Here is a 23,447-nt window from a genome sequence, read left to right as displayed (position 1 = left end):
CTTACCGGGCCTACAGAACTGCTGACAGATTTGACATCACGTATTGCCCGGTGGCGGCTTCGCCTTACCGGGCCTACATGTTACGCCATAAAACGTAGGCCGGGTAAGGCGCAGCCGCCACCCGGCAACATCACAGCTTGAGGATTTCTTTTACGAAGGGGATCGTCAGCTTACGCTGGGCGGTAATGGAGGCATGATCAAGCTGATCGAGCGTCATAAACAACGTGCGCATTTCGCGATCCAGCCGTTTTAACAGGAAACGTCCGACGTCTTCCGGCAACTCGAAACCCCGCAGCCGCGCGCGCAGTTGCAGTGCCTGCACTTTGTCTTCATCTGACAGCGGCTGCAGCTTGTAGATCTGCCCCCAGTCGAGGCGCGAGGCGAGATCGGCTAATCCCAGATTCAGCTGGCGCGGCGGTCTGTCGCCGGTGATCAACAGCCGTGTTTTGCCCGATTCGAGGATACGGTTATAGAGATTAAAGATCGCCATCTCCCACTCCTCGTCCCCGGCGATGCATTCGATATTATCGATACATACCAGCGAGAGCTGCTCCATGCCGTCCAGCACTTCCGGCACAAACCAGGTGCGCTTATCCAGCGGCACATAGCCCACCGCATCGCCACGGGCAGAAAGTTCCGCGCAGGCGGCATGCAGCAAATGGCTGCGTCCCGCGCCTTCGCGTGACCAGAAATAGATGTATCCACTGTGATCCTGGCGCAAAACGTTTTGCACGGCGGCCAGTAAAGAAGGGTTATCACCCGGCCAGAAACTGGCAAAGGTTTCGTCGTCAGGTAAATACAATGGCAGGGAAAGCTGCGCCGGTGTGTTCAGAGGGACCTCAACAGGGCTTACAGAAAACGCAGTGAGTCTATCACAAAATTGCGCTGCGTTTGAACCGGGCATCGCGCCCGGTTCAATAACGCCGCTTACTTCACATCTGCATCAGTTTCTGGCGCGTCCAGCACCACTTCTTCCGGGCGCAGCACGTTGATAAGTTTAAAGATCAGCGCCAGGCCCACGCCGACGATGGTCGCCAGCGCCATACCTTTCAGCTCCGCTGCACCGATGTGCACTTTCGCGCCGCTGACGCCGATAATCAGGATCACCGAGGTCAGGATCAGGTTTTGCGCTTTGCTGTAATCCACTTTCGATTCAATCAGCACGCGGATACCGGAGGCACCGATCACCCCATAAAGCAGCAGTGAAACACCGCCCATCACCGGCACCGGAATGATCTGGATCGCCGCCGCCAGTTTACCCACGCAGGAGAGCAAAATCGCAATGATCGCCGCCCCACCAATCACCCAGGTACTGTAAACGCGGGTGATCGCCATCACACCGATGTTTTCGCCGTAGGTGGTGTTCGGCGTCGAGCCAAAGAAACCGGAGATAATGGTCGAGAAACCGTTGGCAAACATCGAACGGTGCAGGCCCGGATCGCGGATCAGATCGCGTTTAACGATATTCGCTGTCACCACCAGATGGCCGACGTGCTCGGCAATCACCACCAGCGCGGCCGGCAGAATAGTGAAGATGGCAAACCACTCAAAACGCGGCGTGTAGAAGGTCGGCAGCGCAAACCAGTGCGCATTGGCGATAGGCGTAGTATCGACAACGCCCATCGCAAACGAGAGCGCATAACCTGCCAGTACGCCGATCAGAATCGGGATGATCGCCATAAAGCCGCGGAACAGCACCGAGCCGAAGACCGTCACGCCCAACGTCACCAGCGCGATAACCACCGTTTTGGTGTCCGCCGCCTGGCCTTCTGGCGGCAGCAGGCCCGCCATATTTGCCGCTACGCCGGCCAGCTCCAGACCAATGACGGCAACGATTGCGCCCATCGCCGCAGGCGGGAACATCACGTCCAGCCAGCCGGTCCCGGCTTTTTTCACGATCAAAGAGACGATACAAAACAGCACGCCACACATAATGAAGCCACCCAGCGCTACTTCATACCCCAACGGCAGCAGCAGCAGCACAGGGGAAATAAACGCAAAGCTGGAACCCAGATACGCAGGAATTTTCCCCTTACAAATAAAGAGATAGAGCAACGTCCCGATACCATTGAACAGCAGCACAGTGGCCGGGTTGATGTGAAACAGGATTGGCACCAGCACGGTTGCGCCAAACATGGCGAACAGATGCTGCAAACTAAGCGGGATCGTCTGTAAAAGCGGCGGTCTTTCACTCACCCCGATAGCACGGCGCGTCATAGTGTTTTCCTCTGAGTTGTGTGTGTTATTAACGAACGGCTTCTTTTATTCAAAAAAAAGCCGACTATCAAAGTCGGCTATTTTTTATTTATTCACTTATTTGGTTCCGAAAATCTTATCGCCGGCATCGCCGAGCCCCGGAATAATGTATCCATGCTCGTTAAGGCCCTGATCGATGGAGGCGGTGTACAGCTCTACGTCCGGATGCGCTTTCTCCAGCGCTGCAATACCTTCAGGTGCCGCGACCAGTACCAGCACTTTAATGCTGGAGCAGCCTGCTTTTTTCAGCAGGTCGATGGTGGCGATCATCGAACCACCGGTTGCCAGCATCGGGTCAACCACCAGCGCCATGCGCTCGTCGATATTAGAAACCAGTTTCTGGAAGTAAGGGACTGGCTCCAGCGTCTGTTCATCGCGGTAAATACCGACAACGCTGATACGCGCGCTCGGCACGTTTTCCAGTACGCCTTCCATCATGCCCAGACCCGCACGCAGGATCGGCACAACGGTGATTTTCTTACCTTTGATCTGTTCGATTTCCACCGGGCCGTTCCAGCCTTCGATGGTCACTTTTTCTGTAGCGAGGTCGGCGGTCGCGACATAGGTCAGCAGACTTCCCACTTCCGAGGCGAGTTCACGAAAGCGTTTGGTGCTGATGTCATTCTCACGCATCAGACCCAGCTTATGTTTGACGAGTGGGTGTTTCACTTCCACGATCTTCATACTCTTCTCCTTCCCCAGACAGTTAGCAGCCACAAAAAAAATCGCCGGATTATACCGCTTTTTGTCCACTGTGCTACAGGTAGTGTGTTGATCCCGATCAATCATAGCGGAAATGAGCCTGACTGAATAATCGCTCCCGCCCCCTAACAATGCACTCGCAAACGTTTGCCTGGGCTGTTAGAATTGCGCCGAAATTTATTTCTACCGCAAGTAAACGCGTGGGGACAGAAGCAGTGACCGATAAAACCTCTCTCAGCTACAAAGATGCCGGTGTTGATATTGACGCAGGTAATGCCCTGGTTGACCGTATCAAAGGCGTGGTGAAGAAAACCCGTCGCCCGGAAGTCATGGGTGGACTGGGTGGCTTCGGCGCGCTGTGCGCATTGCCGCAAAAATATCGTGAGCCAGTGCTGGTTTCCGGCACTGACGGCGTGGGCACTAAACTGCGTCTGGCGATGGATCTGAAACGTCACGACACCATCGGCATCGATCTGGTCGCCATGTGCGTGAACGATCTGGTCGTCCAGGGCGCAGAGCCGCTGTTTTTCCTCGACTATTACGCCACCGGCAAACTGGACGTTGATACCGCCTCAAGCGTGATCAGCGGTATCGCAGAAGGCTGCCTGCAGTCAGGCTGCGCGCTGGTCGGCGGTGAAACGGCAGAGATGCCGGGCATGTACCATGGCGACGATTACGACGTCGCCGGTTTCTGCGTCGGTGTGGTAGAAAAATCAGAAATCATTGATGGCTCAAAAGTGGCTGACGGCGATGTGCTGATTGCGCTGGCCTCAAGCGGCCCGCACTCTAACGGTTATTCGCTGGTGCGCAAAATTCTCGAAGTCAGCGGCAGCGATCCGCAAACCACCGAGCTTGATGGCAAACCGCTGGCCGATCATCTGCTGGCCCCGACGCGCATCTATGTGAAGAACATTCTTGAACTGATTGAGAACGTCGACGTTCACGCTATCGCCCACCTGACAGGTGGCGGTTTCTGGGAAAACATTCCGCGCGTACTGCCGGATAACACTCAGGCGGTGATCGACGAAGCGTCCTGGCAGTGGCCGTCGGTGTTCAACTGGCTGCAAACCGCCGGTAACGTCAGCCGCCATGAAATGTACCGCACGTTCAACTGCGGCGTCGGGATGCTGATCGCCCTGCCCCCAGCCGAAGCGGACAAAGCTATTGAACTGATGAATGCCAAAGGCGAAACCGCCTGGAAAATCGGCGTAATCAAAGCGTCTGATGCCGACGAGCGCGTGGTTATTGCGTAATGAAAAATATCGTGGTGCTTATTTCCGGTAATGGCAGCAATTTGCAGGCCATTATTGATGCCTGTAAGCAGAAAAAGATTAACGCCACGATCCGTGCGGTTTTCAGTAATAAGGCCGAGGCGTTCGGCCTTGAACGCGCGCGCGAGGCGGGTATTCCTGCGCACGTTCTGACCGCCGATCTGTTTGCCAGCCGCGAGGCTTTTGATCGTGAACTGATGCAGGAAATCGACGCCTACGCCCCGGATGTGGTGGTGCTGGCCGGTTACATGCGCATTCTCAGTCCCGCTTTCGTGGAACACTTTGCCGGGCGTTTGCTCAATATTCACCCGTCCCTGCTGCCGAAATATCCGGGGCTGCATACTCATCGTCAGGCGCTGGAAAACGGCGATACAGAGCACGGCACCTCGGTGCACTTCGTGACGGATGAACTTGACGGCGGGCCGGTGATTTTGCAGGCAAAAGTGCCGGTGTTCGCGGGTGATACGGAAGACGATGTTACCGCCCGTGTGCAGACGCAGGAACATGCGATCTATCCGCTGGTGGTGAGCTGGTTGATTGAAGGCCGCCTGGTGATGCGCGATAACAGCGCGTGGCTGGATGGCGTGCGGCTCCCGCCACAGGGCCATGCTTACGAGTGATCGACTAAACGCCACGCAGGTGTAGATTATCCTGCGTGGCGCTTATTTCCCGCCTCAATACATTCACTGAATCAATAATAAATTCCGGTTTATTTTCAACCAGACGGCGAGTAAAATTCGCGCTGGTTATCATTTCACTGAAGCAATGGATTATGCTTAAAAACTTTCGTTTTATTCTCGCTACCTGGATTTTACCTGCGCTGCTGCTTTTTTATGCCTGCGGCCAGTTTATTCATATAAATAAATCGCATGATAAAGTCACATCTATTTATGAGGTTTATGAAACATCAACGGATATTGTGAATTCCTATGTTTCGCCGCCATCGAAACCGGATAAAACTTATCTGCAACACAAGGCCAATGCCGCCCTCTATGCTCAGTTCCCGGAAGAGATGTTCACCTTTATGAAGGTGATCACCGCCGAGTGGGTACTGTCGATGATCAGTTTAGTCAGCGCCCTGCTATCACTGTTTTGCGCCATTCTCGCCCAGCGCTTCTGTGTGCGCTGCCGGGATATGGTGGGTCACAGCGAAGACGGGGACGTCAGCCTGTTTAACTGGTTTCGTAATCTGCTCGGCTGGACCAGTGCCGGGCATCTGCTATTTATGATCGTGGCGCTGTTAACCATCATTGGCTTCGATATGCTGTGGTTCTCTTTTCAGGTTAAGAAAACTGAAACCTGGGAGATGGTATATATCGTTGGCGAAACAGTGGCCGGATTATTGGGCGTGGTGCTGCTGTTAAATCTTTTAAAAGTTGTTGATTGTCTGCGTTTATTTACGATTCAGGCGCGGGTGTTATGCGCTATTTCGTTAACGGAACAGAACGAACCGCAATTATGGCAATGGCTGCGAACCTTGTGCGCCGAAAATGACGTCAGGCTGCCGGATAATATCGTGGTGGGCATTAACAACACATATTATTCCACAACCGAAACCTTGCAAATAAAAGGCGAGCCGCGCCTGACGGGCGTCACCCTGCACCTGCCGCTGCGTGAGATTGCCACGGTGAATAAGCGCAAGCTGGCGGAAGAGGTGCTGGTAGCACTGCGCGATATTAAAATCCTCTCCCCTTACGATGAGCAGGATCTGCTGACGCCCTGGGCAAGCCTTGAGCTGAACAGGCTGCACAGTGACAATCGGCTGAAGCAGCATCCGCTGGCAGACGCGCTGCTCAATCCAGCGCTGACGCTGTGCGGGCTGTTCCTCGCACCGTTCAGTCGGGCGATAAACGAAAACGTGCAGGGCCAGATCTGGACGCTCTCTTCGCTGACCATTAAAAACGACGCCGTGCACGCCGCCGGGCTATTCTCCAGCCTGCGCTATCTGGCAACACAACTGGCGCAACAGTTGCCGAAGAGCGGCATCAGCGCCTGATGTTATTATCCTTCCCCGCTCTTACCGGCGGGGATTTTTATTCGCCACTACCGAAATCAGTGAATTACCCTCACCGTTGTTCCCTTTGCTCACATAATTGAAACAGTTTACTGTCATACTTCCCTGTCACAATTGGACAACCTGTGGCAAAGCTCGCCATAATGAAGGCAGAGACGGATTGCCACGAACCGTGATTGAACCGGAGTGTGAGTTGTAATGGGTCAGGAAAAGCTATATATCGAGAAAGAACTGAGCTGGTTAGCGTTCAATGAGCGCGTTCTTCAGGAAGCCGCTGATAAATCGAACCCGCTTATCGAACGCATGCGTTTTTTGGGTATCTATTCCAACAACCTTGATGAATTCTACAAAGTGCGTTTTGCAGAACTCAAACGCCGGATCATCATCAGCGAAGAGCAAGGTTCAAACGCGCATTCACGCCATTTACTCGGCAAGATCCAGGCCCGCGTGCTGAAAGCCGATCAGGAATTTGACGGCCTTTATAACGAGCTGCTGCTGGAGATGGCCCGTAACCAGATTTTCCTGATCAACGAACGTCAGCTTTCCGTTAACCAGCAGAGCTGGCTACGTAACTATTTCAAACATTACCTGCGCCAGCACATCACGCCCATTCTGATTAATCGTGAAACCGATTTGGTGCAGTTCCTGAAAGATGATTACACCTATCTGGCGGTGGAAATTATCCGTGGCGATACCATCCGTTACGCGCTGCTGGAGATCCCGTCTGACAAAGTGCCGCGTTTTGTGAACCTGCCGCCTGAAGCACCGCGCCGCCGCAAGCCGATGATCCTGCTGGATAACATTCTGCGCTACTGCCTCGATGACATTTTCAAAGGCTTCTTTGATTACGATGCGCTGAACGCCTACTCGATGAAAATGACCCGTGATGCCGAATATGATTTGGTACACGAAATGGAATCGAGCCTGATGGAGCTGATGTCCTCCAGCCTGAAACAGCGCCTCACCGCCGAGCCGGTGCGTTTTGTTTATCAGCGCGATATGCCAGATGCGATGGTAGAAATGCTGCGCGATAAGCTGACCATTTCGCGCTACGACTCCATCGTGCCTGGTGGTCGCTATCATAACTTTAAAGACTTTATTGGCTTTCCGAACGTCGGCAAAGCCAATCTGGTGAACAAGCCGCTGCCACGCCTGCGCCATCTGTGGTTCGATAAATTCCGTAACGGATTCGATGCCATTCGCGAGCGTGATGTGCTGCTCTATTATCCGTATCACACGTTTGAGCACGTGCTGGAACTGATGCGTCAGGCGTCCTTTGACCCTAACGTGCTGGCGATCAAGATCAATATCTACCGTGTGGCGAAGGATTCCCGCATTATTGATGCCATGATCCACGCCGCGCACAACGCCAAGAAAGTGACCGTGGTGGTTGAGCTGCAGGCGCGTTTCGACGAAGAAGCCAACATCCATTGGGCGCGTCGACTCACCGAGGCGGGCGTTCACGTGATCTTCTCGGCCCCTGGGCTTAAGATCCACGCCAAACTGTTCCTCATCTCCCGTAAAGAAGGCGACGAGGTGGTGCGCTATGCCCACATCGGTACCGGCAACTTCAACGAAAAAACCGCGCGCCTGTATACCGACTACTCGCTGCTGACGGCCGATGCGCGTATCACCAACGAGGTGCGTCGGGTATTTAGCTTTATCGAGAATCCGTACCGGCCGGTGAGTTTCGACTACCTGCTGGTTTCGCCGCAAAACTCGCGTCGCCTGCTGTATGATATGATCGATCGCGAAATTGCTAATGCACAGAAAAAACTGCCGTCCGGTATTACCCTGAAACTTAATAACCTGGTCGATAAAGGTCTGGTCGACAGACTGTATGCGGCATCAGGTTCTGGCGTCGCAGTCAACCTGCTGGTGCGCGGCATGTGTTCGTTGATCCCGCAGCTTGAAGGCATCAGCGACAATATTCGCGTGATCAGCATCGTTGACCGTTATCTTGAACACGATCGCGTTTATATTTTCGAAAACGGTGGCGATAAACAGGTTTATCTCTCCTCTGCCGACTGGATGACGCGCAATATTGATTACCGTATTGAAGTGGCAACGCCGCTGCTGGATCCGCGGCTCAAACAGCAGATCCTGAATATTGTGGAACTGCAGCTTAACGATACGGTAAAAGCGCGTTATATCGATAAAGAGCTGAGCAACACTTATGTACCCCGTGGTAATCGCCGTAAAGTGCGCTCGCAACTGGCGATTTACGATTACATCAAATCACTCGAGCAGCCCGACTAATCTATGCCTATAAATGACAATGCCCCACGACCGCAGGAGTTTGCTGCGGTCGATCTTGGTTCGAACAGTTTTCACATGGTGATAGCCCGTGTGGTAGATGGCGCGATGCAGATCATCGGCCGCCTGAAACAACGTGTTCATCTGGCCGACGGGCTGGACGACAAAAATATGCTCAGCGAAGAGGCCATGGAGCGCGGGCTTAGCTGTCTGGCGCTGTTTGCGGAACGTCTGCAGGGCTTTTCCCCCTCCAGCGTCTGCATCGTCGGCACCCATACGCTGCGTCAGGCGCAGAACGCCTCTGAGTTTCTAAAACGCGCCAGTGAAGTGATCCCCTACCCGATTGAAATTATTTCCGGTAACGAAGAAGCACGTCTGATTTTTATGGGCGTGGAGCACACGCAGCCGGAGAAAGGCCGCAAGCTGGTCATTGATATTGGCGGCGGTTCAACGGAACTGGTGATCGGCGAAGATTTCGAACCAAAGCTGGTTGAAAGCCGCCGTATGGGCTGCGTAAGCTTTGCGCAGATCTATTTCCCCGGCGGCATCATCAGTCGCGAAAACTTCCAGCGGGCGCGCCTTGCCGCCGTTCAAAAGCTGGAAGGCCTGGCGTGGCAGTACCGCATTCAGGGCTGGAACGTGGCGCTTGGCGCGTCCGGCAGCATTAAGGCTGCCCATGAAGTGTTGCTGGCGATGGGTGAAAAAGATGGCTTCATCACCCCGGAGCGTCTGAATTTACTGGTCGGCGAAACGCTGAAGGCGAAAAGCTTCGAGGCGCTAAGTTTGCCGGGCCTGTCGGATGAGCGTAAAGCGGTGTTCGTTCCGGGGCTGGCGATCCTGTGCGGTGTCTTCGATGCGCTGGCGATCCGCGAACTGCGTCTTTCCGACGGTGCACTGCGTGAAGGCGTGCTGTATGAGATGGAAGGCCGTTTTCGCCATCAGGATATTCGTAGTCGCACGGCACAAAGCCTGGCGAATCAGTACAACATTGACCGGGAGCAGGCGAAGCGTGTGCTGGAAACCACCACGCAAATGTACGATCAGTGGCTGGCGCAGAATCCTAAGCTCGACAATCCTCAGCTGGCGGCGTTACTGCGCTGGTCAGCGATGTTGCATGAAGTGGGCCTGAACATTAATCACAGCGGGATGCATCGCCATTCGGCTTACATTCTGCAAAACAGCGATTTGCCGGGCTTTAATCAGGAGCAGCAGATGATGATGGCGACGATGGTGCGCTACCATCGCAAGGCAATCAAAATTGACGATCTACCGCGGTTTGCGCTGTACAAGAAGAAGCATTATCTGCCGCTGATCCAGCTGCTGCGTCTCGGCGTACTGCTGAACAATCAGCGCCAGGCCACCACCACACCGCCGACCCTGCGTCTGAAAACCGACGACAATCACTGGACGCTGAGTTTTCCCCATGGCTGGTTCAGCCAGAATGCGCTGGTGCTGTTCGATCTGGAAAAAGAGCAGGAGTACTGGCAGTCAGTCACCGGCTGGATGCTCAAAATTGAGGAAGAGGAAGCACCGGACAACGTGGCGGCCTGAGTCCCGCACGCCGTCACTACGTCTTCACGCGCGTAGTGACGGTGCAGGTACTGCGTCGACCAGGCTGGTTAACGGCTCTGGTTTTCCAATCAGATACCCTTGCATATAGTCGATCCCCAGTTCGGTTACGGTGCTAAGGATCTCCTCACTTTCTACATACTCCGCCACCACCTGCATCCTTTTCATGCGCGCCAGATGAACGATAGACGCGACGATCTGATAATCGAGGCTGTTCGACGTCATATTGCGGATAAAGCTGCCATCAATTTTTAAAATATCGGCATTCACATTTTTTAGCCGCGCGTAGCTGGCATAGCCGGTACCAAAATCATCGATCGCCACCCGACATCCCATTTGTTGCAACTGCCCGAGCGTCTGATTGGCCTGTTCGATATTGGTCAGAGAATTGCTTTCCGTCACTTCGAAAATCAGCTGCCAGGCTTCAATATTCGAGGTTTTCAGCAAGCGATTGACCTCCAGCGTAAACTGCGCGCGGCAGACAGACGATGGCGAGAGATTAATGGCTAAACGCATGCCCGGCAGTGCGTCGCGACAGGTATCCATAAAGCGTAATGTGTTTTCAATGACCCACATGTCGATGCGCGATGACAGCCCCAGTTCATGTGCCACAGGTAAGAAGCTGTCCGGACTGATGTATTCCCCGTCATCTCCTATCATCCGTAGCAGGATCTCATGGTAATTATCGCCACGGATCCCGGCGATCGGCTGCGCCAGTAGCACAAAACGATCGGCCTCCAGCGCATGTTGAAGCCGGTTCATCATTTCAACTTTATCTTTCAGACCGCGCTGCAGAGTGGCGGCGCCACGATGTTGCAGACTTTCGGGATGCGTGGTGGCCAGCGACAGATCGGCGACCGTGCTGAGTTCTCCCAGCAGCAAGTAAAGATGGGTGACCGGTGAACGCACATAGCAGTAGCTGATCCCCACCTGTGGTTGCAGCGGCATGCCATCCCACACAAAGCGGAACTGTTTGATCCTGGCGTCCAGCGCCTCGATACGCTCTTCATAGGATTCCGTATTCAGACGAATGACCAGATCGGGTCCTGAGAGGTGATAGACGTCTTCATTGGCATGCAGTTCTTGACGCACCCACTCTGCCAGTTTCTGCTTGTACTGGATGCGCAGCATGACGCCATAACTGCGTCCCAGCATTTCCAGCTCCGGAATGCGCAAAAAACCGATCACCGACCACGGGGAATCACCCAGCGCATGGTTTAACGCTCGAAGGTTGGGCATATGCATGATCGGGTCAAAATACGCCAGTTGATGCACCCGTACATGCGCCATGCGCTCGCTGGTCGCAAGCATCGAAATATAGTTAATGATAAACGAGAACACCAGATAGCTGGATGAGGTGATGGTCAACTGGATGGCGTAGTCCTGGCGAACCGGCAGGTAACAGTAAAAATAGTGCACGGCGACGATCAATAACGGCGTCCAGATCAGTGTCATAAAGCGATACCCAAAGCGCATCGATCCCCACAACATCACCGGCATCAATAGCGTCAGCGTATAGTTAGAACTGAAAATGGTGCTTGTTTCATCCCAGGGTTGCAGCAAAAACCCCATAATGACAATCAATAATCCAAGCCACAGTATCAGCTCCATCCGCGTACATTTAGGGTCAAATTCACGACGCATCTGGGAGAGAAAACTGCGCACGTAGCGGGGGTGGCGAATGATCCGAATGAGCAGGTAGCACATCGGAATACCGGTCAGGCAGCCCACCATCAGCGCCTGAAAATTGATCAGCGTACGGACGCTCCACGGGCTGGCACCCGCCAGCATACTGTAGTTTTTGTACATTCCCAGAAAAGTGGCTATCTGGAAGAGCAGCAGAATAAGAGTAGAAGGACAAATCACCTGCCAGAACAGCCGCTGCCCCATTAATTCAGCGTTGCCGTACGACACCATATGCCGCCGCGTGACAAAAAGGCGGTACCCTGCCCAGCTCAGGATGGTCGGGATGAGAAAGTGAATAGTCTTGGTCAGCGTCTCAAATGCGCCAGTATGCGGATAATAGTGATGGAGCAGTGCAACCGTGATTCCAGGCAGTGCCGCCCATCCAAAAAAGAGCATCAGGGCGATAAAAAATGCCAGGGGCAGATAATAAAGCGTGACTACGCCGCCAGCAACGTGGGTGGAAGTATTAGCAAGGATAACTAATGGCAGTAATACGACAGGAAGGATTAATGGTAATGCCCACCACTGATCTTTGTATTGTTGATACCTTGTTGAGAAGTTCATAGATGCTCATCAGAAAACCCAGGGTCCGGGAGGGGTGTTTCAGCCAGGCATCCAACCTGTCTGTAGAGGTGCACGTCATGCAATAAGCAGCGATTTTAGTGGCCTGGTTACAGCAATAATTGATCTACATCAAGAAACATGCCCGGATAAGCTAATAATTAATCTTTAATTCATTTCTTAGCTTGATTTATAACTATGGTAAATGTTTCATAGTGATATATATAATTCAGGCTAATATTTTTCTGACGAAATTTTACATTATGCACAATTGACCTGCTGGTACCTTTGTGCCTTAATAACCTACCGCCCGTTAACCGGGTATACCCTTAAGGTCCCCTCGTGAGTCAGGCAACCAGTATGCGAAAACGACATCGATTTGACAGTCGCATGACCCGTATCGTACTTCTCATTAGCTTCTTCGTTTTCTTTGGCCGCTTCGTCTATTCCTCTATCGGTGCCTGGTATCATCATCAGGACAAAATCCAGACTCAACAGATCAGCCAGACTATCGATTCCACTGTGCAACGTTAAGACTCCACTCCGTTTTTAACACGCTGCTTTCCGCGTGGGCTTTCGCATGTCCGGTATTTTCCTTCTGGCGAGCTTAGAGTCACACCACCATCACGGTAGATGGCGGAAAGGTCGCGCCTGTTATTCATCTATACTCAACACGACTTGCAAGAGACATTTTGCGTAAAATGATCCGTGCACCGCATTTTACCAACTAAAATTTGTGGGAATCGTTAGGAAATGAAAGAAACTATTCGTAAGCATATAATTTCGTGGGTTGAGGATAATATCTATTCTCTCGCGAATATTGATGATCTTACGGCAGTGCTGGGCTATAGCAGACGCACTATAGAAAACTGGTTTAAGCAGGAATATGGGCTGTCGCTGGGCGATTATATTATCAGAAGAAGGATATGCCGCGCCGCCGTGTTGATTCGCATGACCCCGCTGCCGATAACAGAAATTGCGTATTTGTTTCACTACCACAGCAGTCAGGGGTTTGCGAGGGCGTTCAAAAAATTGACCGGGCGGTCGCCCTCAGATTATCGCACGGCAGAAATCTGGGAGTTCGATAAATTACAGGCATCGCTGTTGTTGAAAGACATCAAACTGCCCGAGATAGAGTTATGCTCACTGAACAGGGAGTTTGCTTACAATCATACGCTGACGGTACATGATCATATCTTTGAACCCGCAGTGTCTGATGTAACGAAAAGCATGAGAAAGATGTTACTTGAAAGCGACGAAGTATTAAAAGAACTCGCTATTTCCGCTAAACACTCGCCGCTGTTAAGTAAGGGTCGTGAAAGCATTGTTGATGTTGATATTTCCTGGGCAACCTCTGATCTCTCAGCATCATCATCGGACAACCGCCATGTTTTTAATGGTAATTATGCAAAAATGGATTTTGAAGGAGACTGGGATACCTATGGTGCTTTTAGCAAGATCGTTTACATGCTCATCATGACCAAATATAAACTTAAACTTCGTCATGAAATACACTTAATGAAATTACATTTTTATTCAGAGGAAAGCGTAAACTTCAGCATTTTCATTCCAGTAATGTAGTGAAACTATTGCCATATCATTGCAGGCGTTGAATGTTGAGTTCCTATACCTGTCCTCATAAATCGGGACTGTAGCAACCAGTGTAAGTTTTATTAGACAATGCCTGTATCATGAAAAATTTAATTATTATTCTTGATTCATTATTTACTAATACTACACCACAATTCTATTTAGCATCGCTGCTGATACTGATTGCCACTGACGTGGCTGGGTTTTCGGCGATCCTCGTTAAATACTATTGCGATAACCGTAAGAAGCATTATCTGTTACTCAGCGTGGCTTTCCTCGCCGGTGCACTTTTTTACATAGAAAGCACCACCATCATTTACGATGCGACCTCAACGCATGCCGCCGGGTTCGTGAGAACCATTGGCAAACAAAGCAATCCGGCGATATTTATTCTGGCCAGACAACTCTGCATCACAAGTGTTATTTTTATTGCATTGCTGGCTTTTATTTGCGACGTAAAAGGACATGATATTTGGTTAAAACACGACAGCATTATTTTAACACTGTCCGTGGCGTGGATTATCTTCATTTATATCGCTGCGTGCTATTTCTATAAATACGCCGCCATGCCTTCACCTGTTGATGCGGCGGCACTAAAAAAACTGGACTATGTTCGCTATGGCTGCAGTGGGCTTAATCTGGTGTTGTTCGCGCTGATCGTTTATTACAATGATTTCAATAGTAATGTCTGGAACACCGTAGCCGCACTTACGCTGACAGAGATGCTGTGCATTTTTATTCTCTATGCCTATGGTCACGACAAAATTTTCGCATGGAATATGATCAGGGGCGTAAAAGTCATTTGCAGGTTAGTTATCACAATGTTCATCGTCTATGACGCGCTAGCTACCTTAAAAAAAGTGTGTCATATGAAAATGTATGACGGGCTAACCAAAGCCTATAACCGAAGCTATTTTCTTGAAGAAATACAAACATTACTGTCGCGCAAAAATAAAAAAGAGGGCTTTTGTGTATTGCTAATGGATCTGGATAAATTTAAGGCGATCAACGACACCTTTGGTCATCAAAAAGGCGATGTCGTACTGCAAGAATTTGCGCAGGTCATACGTAACTGCATCGGTTCCAGGGACATTTTCGCGCGCCTCGGCGGGGATGAATTTGCCGTTATTTTACCCTCAGCATCTGAAAAAGAGGCGCAGTATGTTGCTGATAACATTTGTAAGAATGTCGCAAAAATTTCTCAACTGCCGTCGGTGAAATTACCCAATGAGATAACTACAAGTATTGGTATTTATCACAGTGACGGTTCGGAAAACGTTAAAGAAATTATCGGTTTTGCTGACCTGGCGCTGTATGAAGCAAAACGTGAAGGCAGAAATAGAAGCATTATTTTTGATGAAAATTATTTTTCAATCACCACCTGAAAATAACTGGGCAATACGATGACAGCAGATACTTATCATCCTGGCGAGCGCGATCTTGATTCTGTTGCATTTTCAGCTGCTTTTAGCGAGTGGCTGGGCATCGACAATTTACAGGATTGCACACTTTCAAGGCTCACTCCGGAAGAGAGGAAAATTTATGAGGAAAAATTAACTCACTACCGGCTCTTTTGTCAGACGGCATCGGGAGAGGAATTTTTCTCACATATGATGTTTCAGGATATAAAGGTGAAATAGCGTAAACCTATAAAACCCACACTATCCCTTTTTTAATTTAATTACATTTAGCGTCTCCATTACGTCTTTATCAGGCTAAAGGAACTGCATCACGCTGGTAAATCGCATGAGGACTTATGTTTAAGTTTAAGAAAAGCAGTGTAAAAATCCGTTATAAATTGCTGGCACTTTGCCTGGCCTCTGTATGTAGTGGCCAGGTTTATGCAGAGCCGCAAAATTATGATGCGCTGGTACAGGAAGCCAGAAACGGCAATACCACACCCGCGTTGACCTGGCTTGCATCCCACCCTTCACTCACTCACCAGCAAATTGCGGACTGGTTACAAATTGCCTCTTGGGCAAATCAGGATGCGCAGGTTATTTCCGTTTATGAGCGCTATCGCCATGAAGCCCTCCCCCTGCGCGCTTATCCGGCGGTCGCTAAAGCCTATCGTAATCAAAAGCGTTGGGCTGAAGCATTACCGCTGTGGAAACAGTTGTGCGAAAAAGATCCCACTAATGCCGACTATCAACGCGGCTATATATTAACCCTGGCAGACAGCGGGGATCATAAAACCGCTATTTCGCAGGTTAATACCTTGATTAAGAAACATCCCGACAGCCGTAATTATCTGGTGGCGGCCTGGGTATACCGTCTCGCCGGGCAAGAACCGGATGAACTTTTTGCCAGTACAATGGCAATGCAGCATGCGGCATCCGCAGACACAAGCATGCCGGAATATAAGGAAGCATTGCAGGACAACAATCTCGGGTATGTGTTACTGAAAGAGAACGGATCTCACGCTGATCCAGAGGCCCGTGCCGGTTATGCTGCCGAACTAGTGCGACTGGCGTTTATGCCAACCCGTAGCGAATCCGAGCGCTATAACATCGCTGATCGTGCCTTAACTACCTACCAGTCATTATTAAGTGAGTGGAAGGATAAAAAAGAGTTGGCCCCTTACTATCGCCGCGCCCGTATTGATCAAATGGGTGCACTGCTTGCACGCGACAGACATAAGGATGTCCTTACTCAGGAAAAAATCCTGAAAAGTGAAGGCATCGAACTTCCTGAATATGCCCGCTACTGGGTCGCCTCGGCGTATTTGCATGAAAAGAAACCGCAGCAAGCCGAAGCGATGCTAAAAGACGTTTTCTATAGCAATGGCGCATTGAAAGAAACTGTCACCGAGGAGCAGAGAGCCGATCTTTTTTATAGCCATCTGGAAAACAATCAATTTAAATCGGCGTCTCTGCTAACCCATCATATTCAGAAAAAAGAGCCTGTTCATACCTATATGCCAGGTTCGCCGCTGCCTTTGCCGAATAACGAATGGCTGCAAGGCCATCTGTTTTTAGCGGAGCTGCATGAATATGCTAACGATCTGCCCGCGGCAGAACGTCTGCTACGCAAACTCAAGGACAACGCACCGGGTAATCAAAACCTGAAAATTGACTATGCGCGGGTGCTGATGGCCAGAGGCTGGCCGCGTAAGGCTGAGAAGGAATTGAAGAAAGCGGAAGTGCTGGAGCCGACCAACCTTTCACTGGAAATCGAACAGAGCTATGTCGCCATGGCGCTACAGGACTGGCGTCATGCTGAACTGTTATTAGCCGATGTGCAAAAACGCGCTCCCGCAAGTTCTGCGGTGCAAGCGTTGAAACGCGCCCACGACATTCATAACTCTGCCGAGCTGCGTGTTGGCGCGACGGTCGATCTGGATTCAAATAGCCCCGATTCCGGCCGACGTGACAACAGCGTTACTACTACCCTCTATACTCCGCCGCTGGCAAAAAACTGGCGTGCATTTGCGGGCTTTGGCGAAATCAACAGCCATTTCGATGAAGGCAAGGGTAGCGTTCGCGACTGGTCAGCAGGTCTGGAGTGGCGCTCTCGCGATATTTGGATGGAAGGCGAACTCATGGAGCGCCATTTTAATCATGGCGATAAATTAGGGGCCCGCTTCTCGGCACGCTACGACCTTAACGATAATTTCAGTTTCGGTACTCAGGCTGAACGTATTTCGCGTCGTACGCCGACGCGCGCCTTAAAACATGGCATTACGGCAAACAGCGCCGAAGCCAGTGTGCAATGGCAGAAAAATGAGCGTACCCGTGCTGATTTCAGCTACAGCCGGACCAATTTTACCGACGGTAACCTGCGTTCAGAATTCTCTCTCACTGGTGAGCAGACGTTATGGACGAACCATAAAACCGAGGTCAGTCTCCAGGCCGGCGTGTATTACGGGGTGAATAAAAAAATGGATACGCCCTATTACAATCCGCACAAAACAGCGGATGTTCTGCCTGCCCTGAATATTAAAAACGTTATTTATGAGAACTACTCAACGAATTTAAGCCAGCAAATTACCGCTGGTGTCGGTAGTGCGTGGGAAAAAAACCACGGCAGTGCTCCGGTCACCCAGGTGAGTTATGGCCAGCGTTTTGAATGGAATGACAAAGGAAGTGTAGGTGCGAATGTAAATTGGGTTAAACGCCCTTATGACGGGAAGCGAGAACATAACCTCGGTATTCAACTGGATATGACTTTACGGTTTTAAGGATAAGGTATGTTAAAGACGATACTACGTACTTTTATAATAGTGCTTGGCATCAGCATGCTCACGGCCTGTAACGATCACCGAAAGGTGTCATTTTCTTCACCTGACACCCGGCAAAAATTACGGGCGGAAAATCCCTGGCCTGATAATAGTTTTATTGTACTGGCTTATCATGACGTTGAAGATGACAGCGCCGACCAGCGTTTTATGTCGGTGCGTACCAGCGCGTTGAGAGATCAATTTGCCTGGCTAAGAGAGAATGGCTATCAGCCCATTAGCGTAGAGCAAATACGTGCTGCCCATCGAGGTGAAATTACCTTACCGCGCAAAGCCGTTCTGCTGAGCTTTGACGATGGGTACCAAAGCTTTTATACGCGCGTCTTCCCCCTGCTGGAAGCCTATCAGTGGCCAGCGCTATGGGCACCGGTGGGTAGCTGGGTCGATACGCCTGCCAATAAAAAAGTGAAGTTTGGCGATGAGTATATTGATCGGGAGAAAATCGCCACCTGGCAGCAAATTGCTGAACTCGCTCGCTCGCCGCTTGTTGAAATAGGCGCGCATACCTGGAACTCCCATTATGGTGTGCAAGCCAACCCCAGCGGAGGGAAATTACCGGCAATAGCCAACCGTTCCTATAACCCGGGTACCTCGACATATGAAACGGAACAGCAATATCGCCGCCGCGTCAGTGCCGATGGTCAAAATATCACTGTGCACCTGAAAAAACATACGGGAAAACAACCGAAATCCTGGGTATGGCCTTATGGTGCGGAAAATGGCGTGGCGATACAGGAACTCAAAAAACTGGGTTATGACACCTTCTTTACATTAGAAGATGGACTCGCCACGGCTGATAATCTGGACGCCATCCCGCGACTACTGATTAATAATAATCCGTCGCTGATTGAGTTTGCACAGATGGTTGCCAGCGTACAGGAACAGTCTGCGATGCGTTCTATCAGTGTGAGCCTTGATAGCGTATATGACACCGATAAAAATCGGCAGGAGAAGAATATTGATATTCTTATTCAGCAGATTAAAGACATGGCGGTGAGTACGGTATTTTTGCAGGCATCAGTGACACCGCCAGCAAATGGTCTGACGCGCGAAGTTTATTTCCCTAATCGCTGGTTACCGGTCAGAGAGGATCTGTTTAATCGTATTGCCTGGCAACTCAGAACACGTGCAGGTGTCGCGGTGTATGCCTCAATGCCGCTGGTAAACTGGGATTTCAGTCCGGCCGGAACGGGTAAGCCCTCGCAGGTGATCGATGCCGTGATGTGGCAAAAAATTCACGATATGTATGAAGACCTGGCCGCGCACAGCGTATTTGCTGGCATTATTTTTGGCGATGAGATAGCGTCCCGTGACCGGGTGTTTGCCAATAACTCGACGTCCACAGCGTTAACCCTCTCGCTGGCAAATACTGTCAAATCCGTTCGCGGACCGTCGATAAAAACGGCCGGGCAGCTGGTTGCCGTTCCGGAATTACAGCCGCAGGCGGACGACATATTTTATCGGCGTCTTCATGAGTCATTACGTCTTTATGACTGGACGATTATTGTGGCTAACCCCTACCAGGCGAAGCAAGACAAGAAATCCGCTACTAAGTGGTTACAGCAACTTGCTGGTTATATCACCCGATTAACCGCGGCGAATGATAAAACCTCGGTGCAGTTAGAAACCCAGTATATTCATGGTGATACCACGCATTCTGCTGATGTTAAAGACATTGCGAACTGGATGGAGTTATTACAGCTCAACGGCGTAAGAAATTATGGTTATAAGCCGAATGACTTTCTTACCAACAAAGAGCATGTAAACGTAATACGTCCTGAGTTCTCAACTAACTGGTATCCAGAAAATGAATAATCGTATTATATCGCTCATTATCCTGTGCCTGGTAGTGAGCATTCCGGTAGCTATTGCACTGTTATTTTCTGTGGAAACAATGCTTCGCTTTGTTTTCTTCTGGCCCTTTTTTATGTCTATTTTATGGATGGTCGGAGGGCTGCTTTTTTGGTTTAGCCGTGAGCGGCACTGGTCATGGGGTCGGGAAGATGAGGTTCCCTCGTTAAAAGGCAACCCCCTCGTGTCGGTGATTGTGCCTTGCTATAACGAGGAGCACAACGTCGCCGAAACCATCGAATCGGTGCTGAATCAGCGTTATAAGAATATTGAAGTCATCGCCGTCGATGATGGTTCAACGGATGGCACCGGCTTTATTCTCAACCAATTAGCGAAGCAGCATTTACGACTGCGCGTTATCCACCTGGCGCATAATCAGGGCAAAGCTATCGCGTTAAAAACCGGCGTGGCGGCAGCGAAAAGCGAATGGCTGGTGTGCATTGATGGTGACGCGAAATTAGATCGTGATGCCGTGGCATATATTGTGACACCGATGCTTGAGAATCCCCGCGTCGGTGCCGTCACTGGTAACCCGCGTATTCGCACCCGCTCTACGCTGATTGGTAAAATTCAGGTCGGCGAGTTTTCCTCTATTATCGGCATGATTAAACGCACGCAGCGCATGTACGGCCAGATATTCACCATTTCTGGCGTCGTCGCAGCTTTTCGTCGTACGGCGCTGGCTGATGTCGGCTACTGGAGTGAAGACATTATTACAGAAGATATTGATATTAGCTGGAAGCTACAGCTTAAACACTGGAGCATTTTTTATGAACCACGCGCACTGTGCTGGGTGCTGATGCCGGAAACGTTAAAAGGCTTATGGAAGCAACGCTTACGCTGGGCGCAGGGCGGCGCGGAAGTCTTCAGAAAGAATATGACGCGACTGTGGCAGTGGCGAAACCGCCGTATGTGGCCGCTGTTTACGGAATATTGTCTTTCTACCGCCTGGGCTTTCACCTGCGTGATCAGTTTTATCCTGTTTGTGACCAGCCCACACGGCGGATTGACGCTGTCAAATATGGCGCTGGACGGCCTGGCGGGGATCATTCTCTCGTGTCTGTGTATTGCACAATTTGCCGTGAGCATCCTCATCGACAGCCGTTATGAGAAACATCTGGCGTCATCGCTATTCTGGGTCATTTGGTTTCCGGCGATTTACTGGGTATTGAGCCTGATGACGACAATAGTTGCCTTTACACGGGTAATGATTATTTCACAAACAAAACGGGCGCGCTGGGTAAGCCCGGATCGTGGCATTGAAAGAGGTTGATATGGATAATCAAATCATTCGCACAGAAACACGACCATTACGCTATGGCCTTGACGTTTTTCTGACCTGTATTGTCTGGATGCTGTTTATCAGTTTATCCGCATTAAGCCTGATGAAATTTTTCAATCCTGATGTTTTAGGTGAGAATGTTTTCCACAGGCTGAAGGTTTACTTTTATTTCTCCTGCCTGAATGCTGTCGGTCTTATTATTTGGGCAGTTTATAATCGAATCCGCTTTCGCAAAGAGAGGCGCAAAAACTCGCCACGCACGCCATTGCCGAATCTGCTGGCAAGCCTGGGCGTGGATCCCGATATGTACATGGAGATGCAGAAAGCGCAGCGTATGATTGTGACGCATAACGACCATGGCGAGATCGAGAAAGTCTCGCGATTGTAACAGGGCAAAATAATTGCCGTTGCCCGTATCAGATAAAGCCCGCGATAACGCGGGCTTTATATTTATCCATGGCATCGATGCTTAAGATCTTAATAAAAGCGTGACTCCGAAGCCTGCCAACTATAGGTATTGTTTTCCGTTAACGAATCCCCAAGTTCCTGATAACTGAAATTATAAAATGCTGCGCGGGCGTCGTAACGCGAATAGTCCACTACCGCAAGGCCAACGAAGGCTCCGGTAAAGAACCCACCATAACTTTGCAGCACATAGTCATCTGAGAGCATCGCAGAATCGAATGTAACGGGAATTTCAGTGAAGGTGACCCCATCGAAACTATATTCGTAGGTATAGGTTTCCTTGCGAACTTTCGTACGTAACCAGACGTAATGGGTATCGTCAGGGATCTTAATGGCTTCATCTTTCAGATATGAGGTATATTTCCCACGGTTATTTTCACCAATTTCGATGACAGTGCCGTTAATTTCATTCCAGGTGATGAAAATAAAACTCCAGTGGCGATCGTTGTAGTAGTTTGTCAACCCGGCCATTTGTTGATAATTAGCGGGGTTAAATTTCACCTTAACTTGCGCATCAAAATAAAAGGCCTGCCAGCGGCGGGCAATCAGCGACAGATCATGGGTATTCGCTAAAGAGCCCTGCCCGATTAGCGTCAACTTTCCGTCGCCAGTTGTGCCCATTTTTTCTGTGAACGGTACGCGGAGCGTATTCCAGTTAAGATCGAGCGTCGGAGAAGTAAACTCATCGTACTGGCTATGATCTTTTGCACTTTCGGTGCAAATCGCGTCTGCCGGGCCTTCGACAAAGGTTTTGCCGCCATGGCCTCCGTCGATGCGTGGCCAGCCATCCTCGTCCCAGTACACTTTTTGAATAGACGTTTCTCTGCCAAGGGTTGACCAGCCGCGGGGATCATAGACCGACTCCCCTGGCCGATTCCACGGACGCGCACAGAGGGAGGCATAATACCATTCACCGTTGGGGGTCGAGACTAAAGAGCCATGCCCCTGCTTTTGAATATAACTGTCGGGCGTATCAACGTTGGTTAAGAATACCTCTCCCGGCGCGGTGACAAAACTGTCAGCCTCTAAGGTTTCTGAACGTGCTACTACCTCCTGATGGGTAAAGACGGTCCCTCCCTGGGCGGCAAAAAGATAATAATAGCCGTTCAGTTTGTAGAGGTGTGGCCCCTCAACAAGCGCCACCGCCGTCCCCCGATAAATAGTCCGCGCCGTTTCTGGTTTTAATTTCAGCGTTCGGGTATCAAACTCAGTCAGCGTAATGCCATTAAAAGGATGATGATATTCCCGATGATCCCAGGTTTGTTGAACCAGGTATTTACGCCCATCATCATCATGAAAAAGCGAAGCATCAAAACCGACACCATTGAGTTTAATGGGATCCGTCCATGGACCACGAATATCTGACGCCATGGTCAGATAATTGGTCATGTCTTTGAAGGCGCCTTCGGTGACTTTCACATCCGTATACACCAGCCAGAATTTGCCATCGGCGTAAGAAAGCGCTGGCGCCCAAATCCCTCCCGATGAGGGATTTCCTTTCATCTCTAAAAGCGTGGTAGTGGATAATGGACTGGGAAGAAGCTCCCAGTGCTGCAGATCTTTTGATTGATGTAAGCGAACCCCCGGAAACCATTCGAAGGTAGAGTTAGCGATGTAATAGGTATCCTCTACACGGAGAATACTCGGGTCTGCATTAAAGCCCGGCAATATAGGATTTTGAATAAGAGACATATGACGGCACCTTTC

At 50.5% G+C, this 23,447-nt stretch carries 18 protein-coding genes; 13 read left to right on the top strand and 5 right to left on the bottom strand.

The genetic code is table 11. From position 1 onward, the window contains the following. Positions 1-130: 130 nt before the first annotated feature. The 3 genes from KW828_RS10755 to upp form a co-directional block, all read right to left on the bottom strand. Positions 131-832: a DnaA inactivator Hda gene (locus KW828_RS10755; protein WP_212817351.1), complete on the bottom strand. Its 702-nt coding sequence runs from the start codon at positions 830-832 to the stop codon at positions 131-133. Between the two features lie 95 nt (positions 833-927). Then, positions 928-2,217, bottom strand: coding sequence for a uracil permease (uraA, locus tag KW828_RS10750; RefSeq protein WP_218336351.1), 1,290 nt, complete (start codon positions 2,215-2,217; stop codon positions 928-930). A 96-nt stretch (positions 2,218-2,313) separates the two neighbouring features. After that, positions 2,314-2,940 carry a uracil phosphoribosyltransferase gene (gene upp / locus KW828_RS10745; RefSeq protein ID WP_088219376.1) on the bottom strand — a complete coding sequence of 209 codons (627 nt, stop codon included), beginning with the start codon at positions 2,938-2,940 and terminating at the stop codon, positions 2,314-2,316. A 233-nt stretch (positions 2,941-3,173) separates the two neighbouring features. Between upp and purM the strand changes: the two genes are divergently transcribed. The 5 genes from purM to ppx all read left to right on the top strand — a co-directional run bounded on the left by purM (position 3,174) and on the right by ppx (position 10,050). Then, positions 3,174-4,211, top strand: a complete 1,038-nt coding sequence (gene purM / locus KW828_RS10740; protein WP_218336350.1) for a phosphoribosylformylglycinamidine cyclo-ligase — start codon at positions 3,174-3,176, stop codon at positions 4,209-4,211. Next, positions 4,211-4,849 carry a phosphoribosylglycinamide formyltransferase gene (gene purN, locus KW828_RS10735; RefSeq protein ID WP_218336349.1) on the top strand — a complete coding sequence of 213 codons (639 nt, stop codon included), beginning with the start codon at positions 4,211-4,213 and terminating at the stop codon, positions 4,847-4,849. Before purM ends, purN begins: the two co-directional genes overlap by 1 nt. Positions 4,850-5,148: 299 nt before the next feature. Next, positions 5,149-6,225, top strand: coding sequence for a hypothetical protein (locus KW828_RS10730; protein ID WP_218336348.1), 1,077 nt, complete (start codon positions 5,149-5,151; stop codon positions 6,223-6,225). Between the two features lie 216 nt (positions 6,226-6,441). After that, positions 6,442-8,502: a polyphosphate kinase 1 gene (ppk1, locus tag KW828_RS10725; protein WP_218336347.1), complete on the top strand. Its 2,061-nt coding sequence runs from the start codon at positions 6,442-6,444 to the stop codon at positions 8,500-8,502. Positions 8,503-8,505: 3 nt separating this feature from the next. Continuing rightward, positions 8,506-10,050 (top strand): exopolyphosphatase, encoded by a 1,545-nt coding sequence (ppx, locus tag KW828_RS10720; RefSeq protein WP_218336346.1) that lies wholly within the window; start codon positions 8,506-8,508, stop codon positions 10,048-10,050. A gap of 24 nt (positions 10,051-10,074) precedes the next feature. Here ppx and KW828_RS10715 read toward each other — a convergent pair whose 3' ends face one another. After that, positions 10,075-12,318: an EAL domain-containing protein gene (locus KW828_RS10715; RefSeq protein ID WP_218336345.1), complete on the bottom strand. Its 2,244-nt coding sequence runs from the start codon at positions 12,316-12,318 to the stop codon at positions 10,075-10,077. Positions 12,319-12,657: 339 nt separating this feature from the next. Between KW828_RS10715 and KW828_RS10710 the strand changes: the two genes are divergently transcribed. From KW828_RS10710 to pgaD, 8 genes are all read left to right on the top strand, one after another. Next, the gene (locus KW828_RS10710) at positions 12,658-12,849 is read left to right on the top strand and encodes a YfgG family protein (RefSeq protein WP_218336344.1); all 192 of its coding nucleotides are present in this window, start codon (positions 12,658-12,660) and stop codon (positions 12,847-12,849) included. A gap of 219 nt (positions 12,850-13,068) precedes the next feature. Next, positions 13,069-13,896, top strand: coding sequence for a helix-turn-helix domain-containing protein (locus KW828_RS10705; RefSeq protein WP_218336343.1), 828 nt, complete (start codon positions 13,069-13,071; stop codon positions 13,894-13,896). Positions 13,897-14,006: 110 nt separating this feature from the next. Next, on the top strand, positions 14,007-15,290 hold the full coding sequence (locus tag KW828_RS10700) for a sensor domain-containing diguanylate cyclase (RefSeq protein WP_218336342.1): 1,284 nt from the start codon (positions 14,007-14,009) through the stop codon (positions 15,288-15,290). 18 nt (positions 15,291-15,308) lie between these two features. Further along, positions 15,309-15,545 carry a hypothetical protein gene (locus KW828_RS10695; RefSeq protein ID WP_218336341.1) on the top strand — a complete coding sequence of 79 codons (237 nt, stop codon included), beginning with the start codon at positions 15,309-15,311 and terminating at the stop codon, positions 15,543-15,545. 116 nt (positions 15,546-15,661) lie between these two features. After that, entirely contained in the window at positions 15,662-18,085 is a 2,424-nt protein-coding gene (gene pgaA, locus KW828_RS10690) for a poly-beta-1,6 N-acetyl-D-glucosamine export porin PgaA (protein ID WP_218336340.1), read from the top strand. A gap of 9 nt (positions 18,086-18,094) precedes the next feature. After that, positions 18,095-19,957: a poly-beta-1,6-N-acetyl-D-glucosamine N-deacetylase PgaB gene (pgaB, locus tag KW828_RS10685; RefSeq protein WP_218336339.1), complete on the top strand. Its 1,863-nt coding sequence runs from the start codon at positions 18,095-18,097 to the stop codon at positions 19,955-19,957. Continuing rightward, on the top strand, positions 19,950-21,266 hold the full coding sequence (pgaC, locus tag KW828_RS10680) for a poly-beta-1,6-N-acetyl-D-glucosamine synthase (protein WP_218336338.1): 1,317 nt from the start codon (positions 19,950-19,952) through the stop codon (positions 21,264-21,266). The genes pgaB and pgaC overlap by 8 nt, the downstream gene beginning before the upstream one ends. 1 nt (position 21,267) lies before the next feature. Continuing rightward, positions 21,268-21,663, top strand: a complete 396-nt coding sequence (gene pgaD, locus KW828_RS10675; protein WP_218336337.1) for a poly-beta-1,6-N-acetyl-D-glucosamine biosynthesis protein PgaD — start codon at positions 21,268-21,270, stop codon at positions 21,661-21,663. 89 nt (positions 21,664-21,752) lie between these two features. Here pgaD and KW828_RS10670 read toward each other — a convergent pair whose 3' ends face one another. Next, on the bottom strand, positions 21,753-23,432 hold the full coding sequence (locus tag KW828_RS10670; protein ID WP_218336336.1) for a glycoside hydrolase family 43 protein: 1,680 nt from the start codon (positions 23,430-23,432) through the stop codon (positions 21,753-21,755). Between the last annotated feature and the right edge of the window lie 15 nt (positions 23,433-23,447).

The organism is Enterobacter sp. ENT03 (assembly GCF_019218745.1).
Taxonomy (GTDB): Bacteria; Pseudomonadota; Gammaproteobacteria; order Enterobacterales; family Enterobacteriaceae; genus Enterobacter_D.
The sequence above is the reverse complement of the archived record's forward strand: the minus strand, read 5'-3'. Positions and strand labels throughout refer to the sequence as shown.

Excerpts from the sequence above, each read along its gene's own strand:
- KW828_RS10705 (WP_218336343.1), top strand. The coding sequence starts at position 13,069 with ATGAAAGAAACTATTCGTAAGCATATAATTTCGTGGGTTGAGGATAAT.
- pgaB (WP_218336339.1), top strand. The coding sequence starts at position 18,095 with ATGTTAAAGACGATACTACGTACTTTTATAATAGTGCTTGGCATCAGC.
- KW828_RS10695 (WP_218336341.1), top strand. The coding sequence starts at position 15,309 with ATGACAGCAGATACTTATCATCCTGGCGAGCGCGATCTTGATTCTGTT.
- KW828_RS10700 (WP_218336342.1), top strand. The coding sequence starts at position 14,007 with ATGAAAAATTTAATTATTATTCTTGATTCATTATTTACTAATACTACA.
- KW828_RS10715 (WP_218336345.1), bottom strand. The coding sequence starts at position 12,318 with ATGAACTTCTCAACAAGGTATCAACAATACAAAGATCAGTGGTGGGCA.
- pgaC (WP_218336338.1), top strand. The coding sequence starts at position 19,950 with ATGAATAATCGTATTATATCGCTCATTATCCTGTGCCTGGTAGTGAGC.
- pgaD (WP_218336337.1), top strand. The coding sequence starts at position 21,268 with ATGGATAATCAAATCATTCGCACAGAAACACGACCATTACGCTATGGC.
- pgaA (WP_218336340.1), top strand. The coding sequence starts at position 15,662 with ATGTTTAAGTTTAAGAAAAGCAGTGTAAAAATCCGTTATAAATTGCTG.
- upp (WP_088219376.1), bottom strand. The coding sequence starts at position 2,940 with ATGAAGATCGTGGAAGTGAAACACCCACTCGTCAAACATAAGCTGGGT.
- KW828_RS10670 (WP_218336336.1), bottom strand. The coding sequence starts at position 23,432 with ATGTCTCTTATTCAAAATCCTATATTGCCGGGCTTTAATGCAGACCCG.
- uraA (WP_218336351.1), bottom strand. The coding sequence starts at position 2,217 with ATGACGCGCCGTGCTATCGGGGTGAGTGAAAGACCGCCGCTTTTACAG.
- purN (WP_218336349.1), top strand. The coding sequence starts at position 4,211 with ATGAAAAATATCGTGGTGCTTATTTCCGGTAATGGCAGCAATTTGCAG.
- ppk1 (WP_218336347.1), top strand. The coding sequence starts at position 6,442 with ATGGGTCAGGAAAAGCTATATATCGAGAAAGAACTGAGCTGGTTAGCG.
- ppx (WP_218336346.1), top strand. The coding sequence starts at position 8,506 with ATGCCTATAAATGACAATGCCCCACGACCGCAGGAGTTTGCTGCGGTC.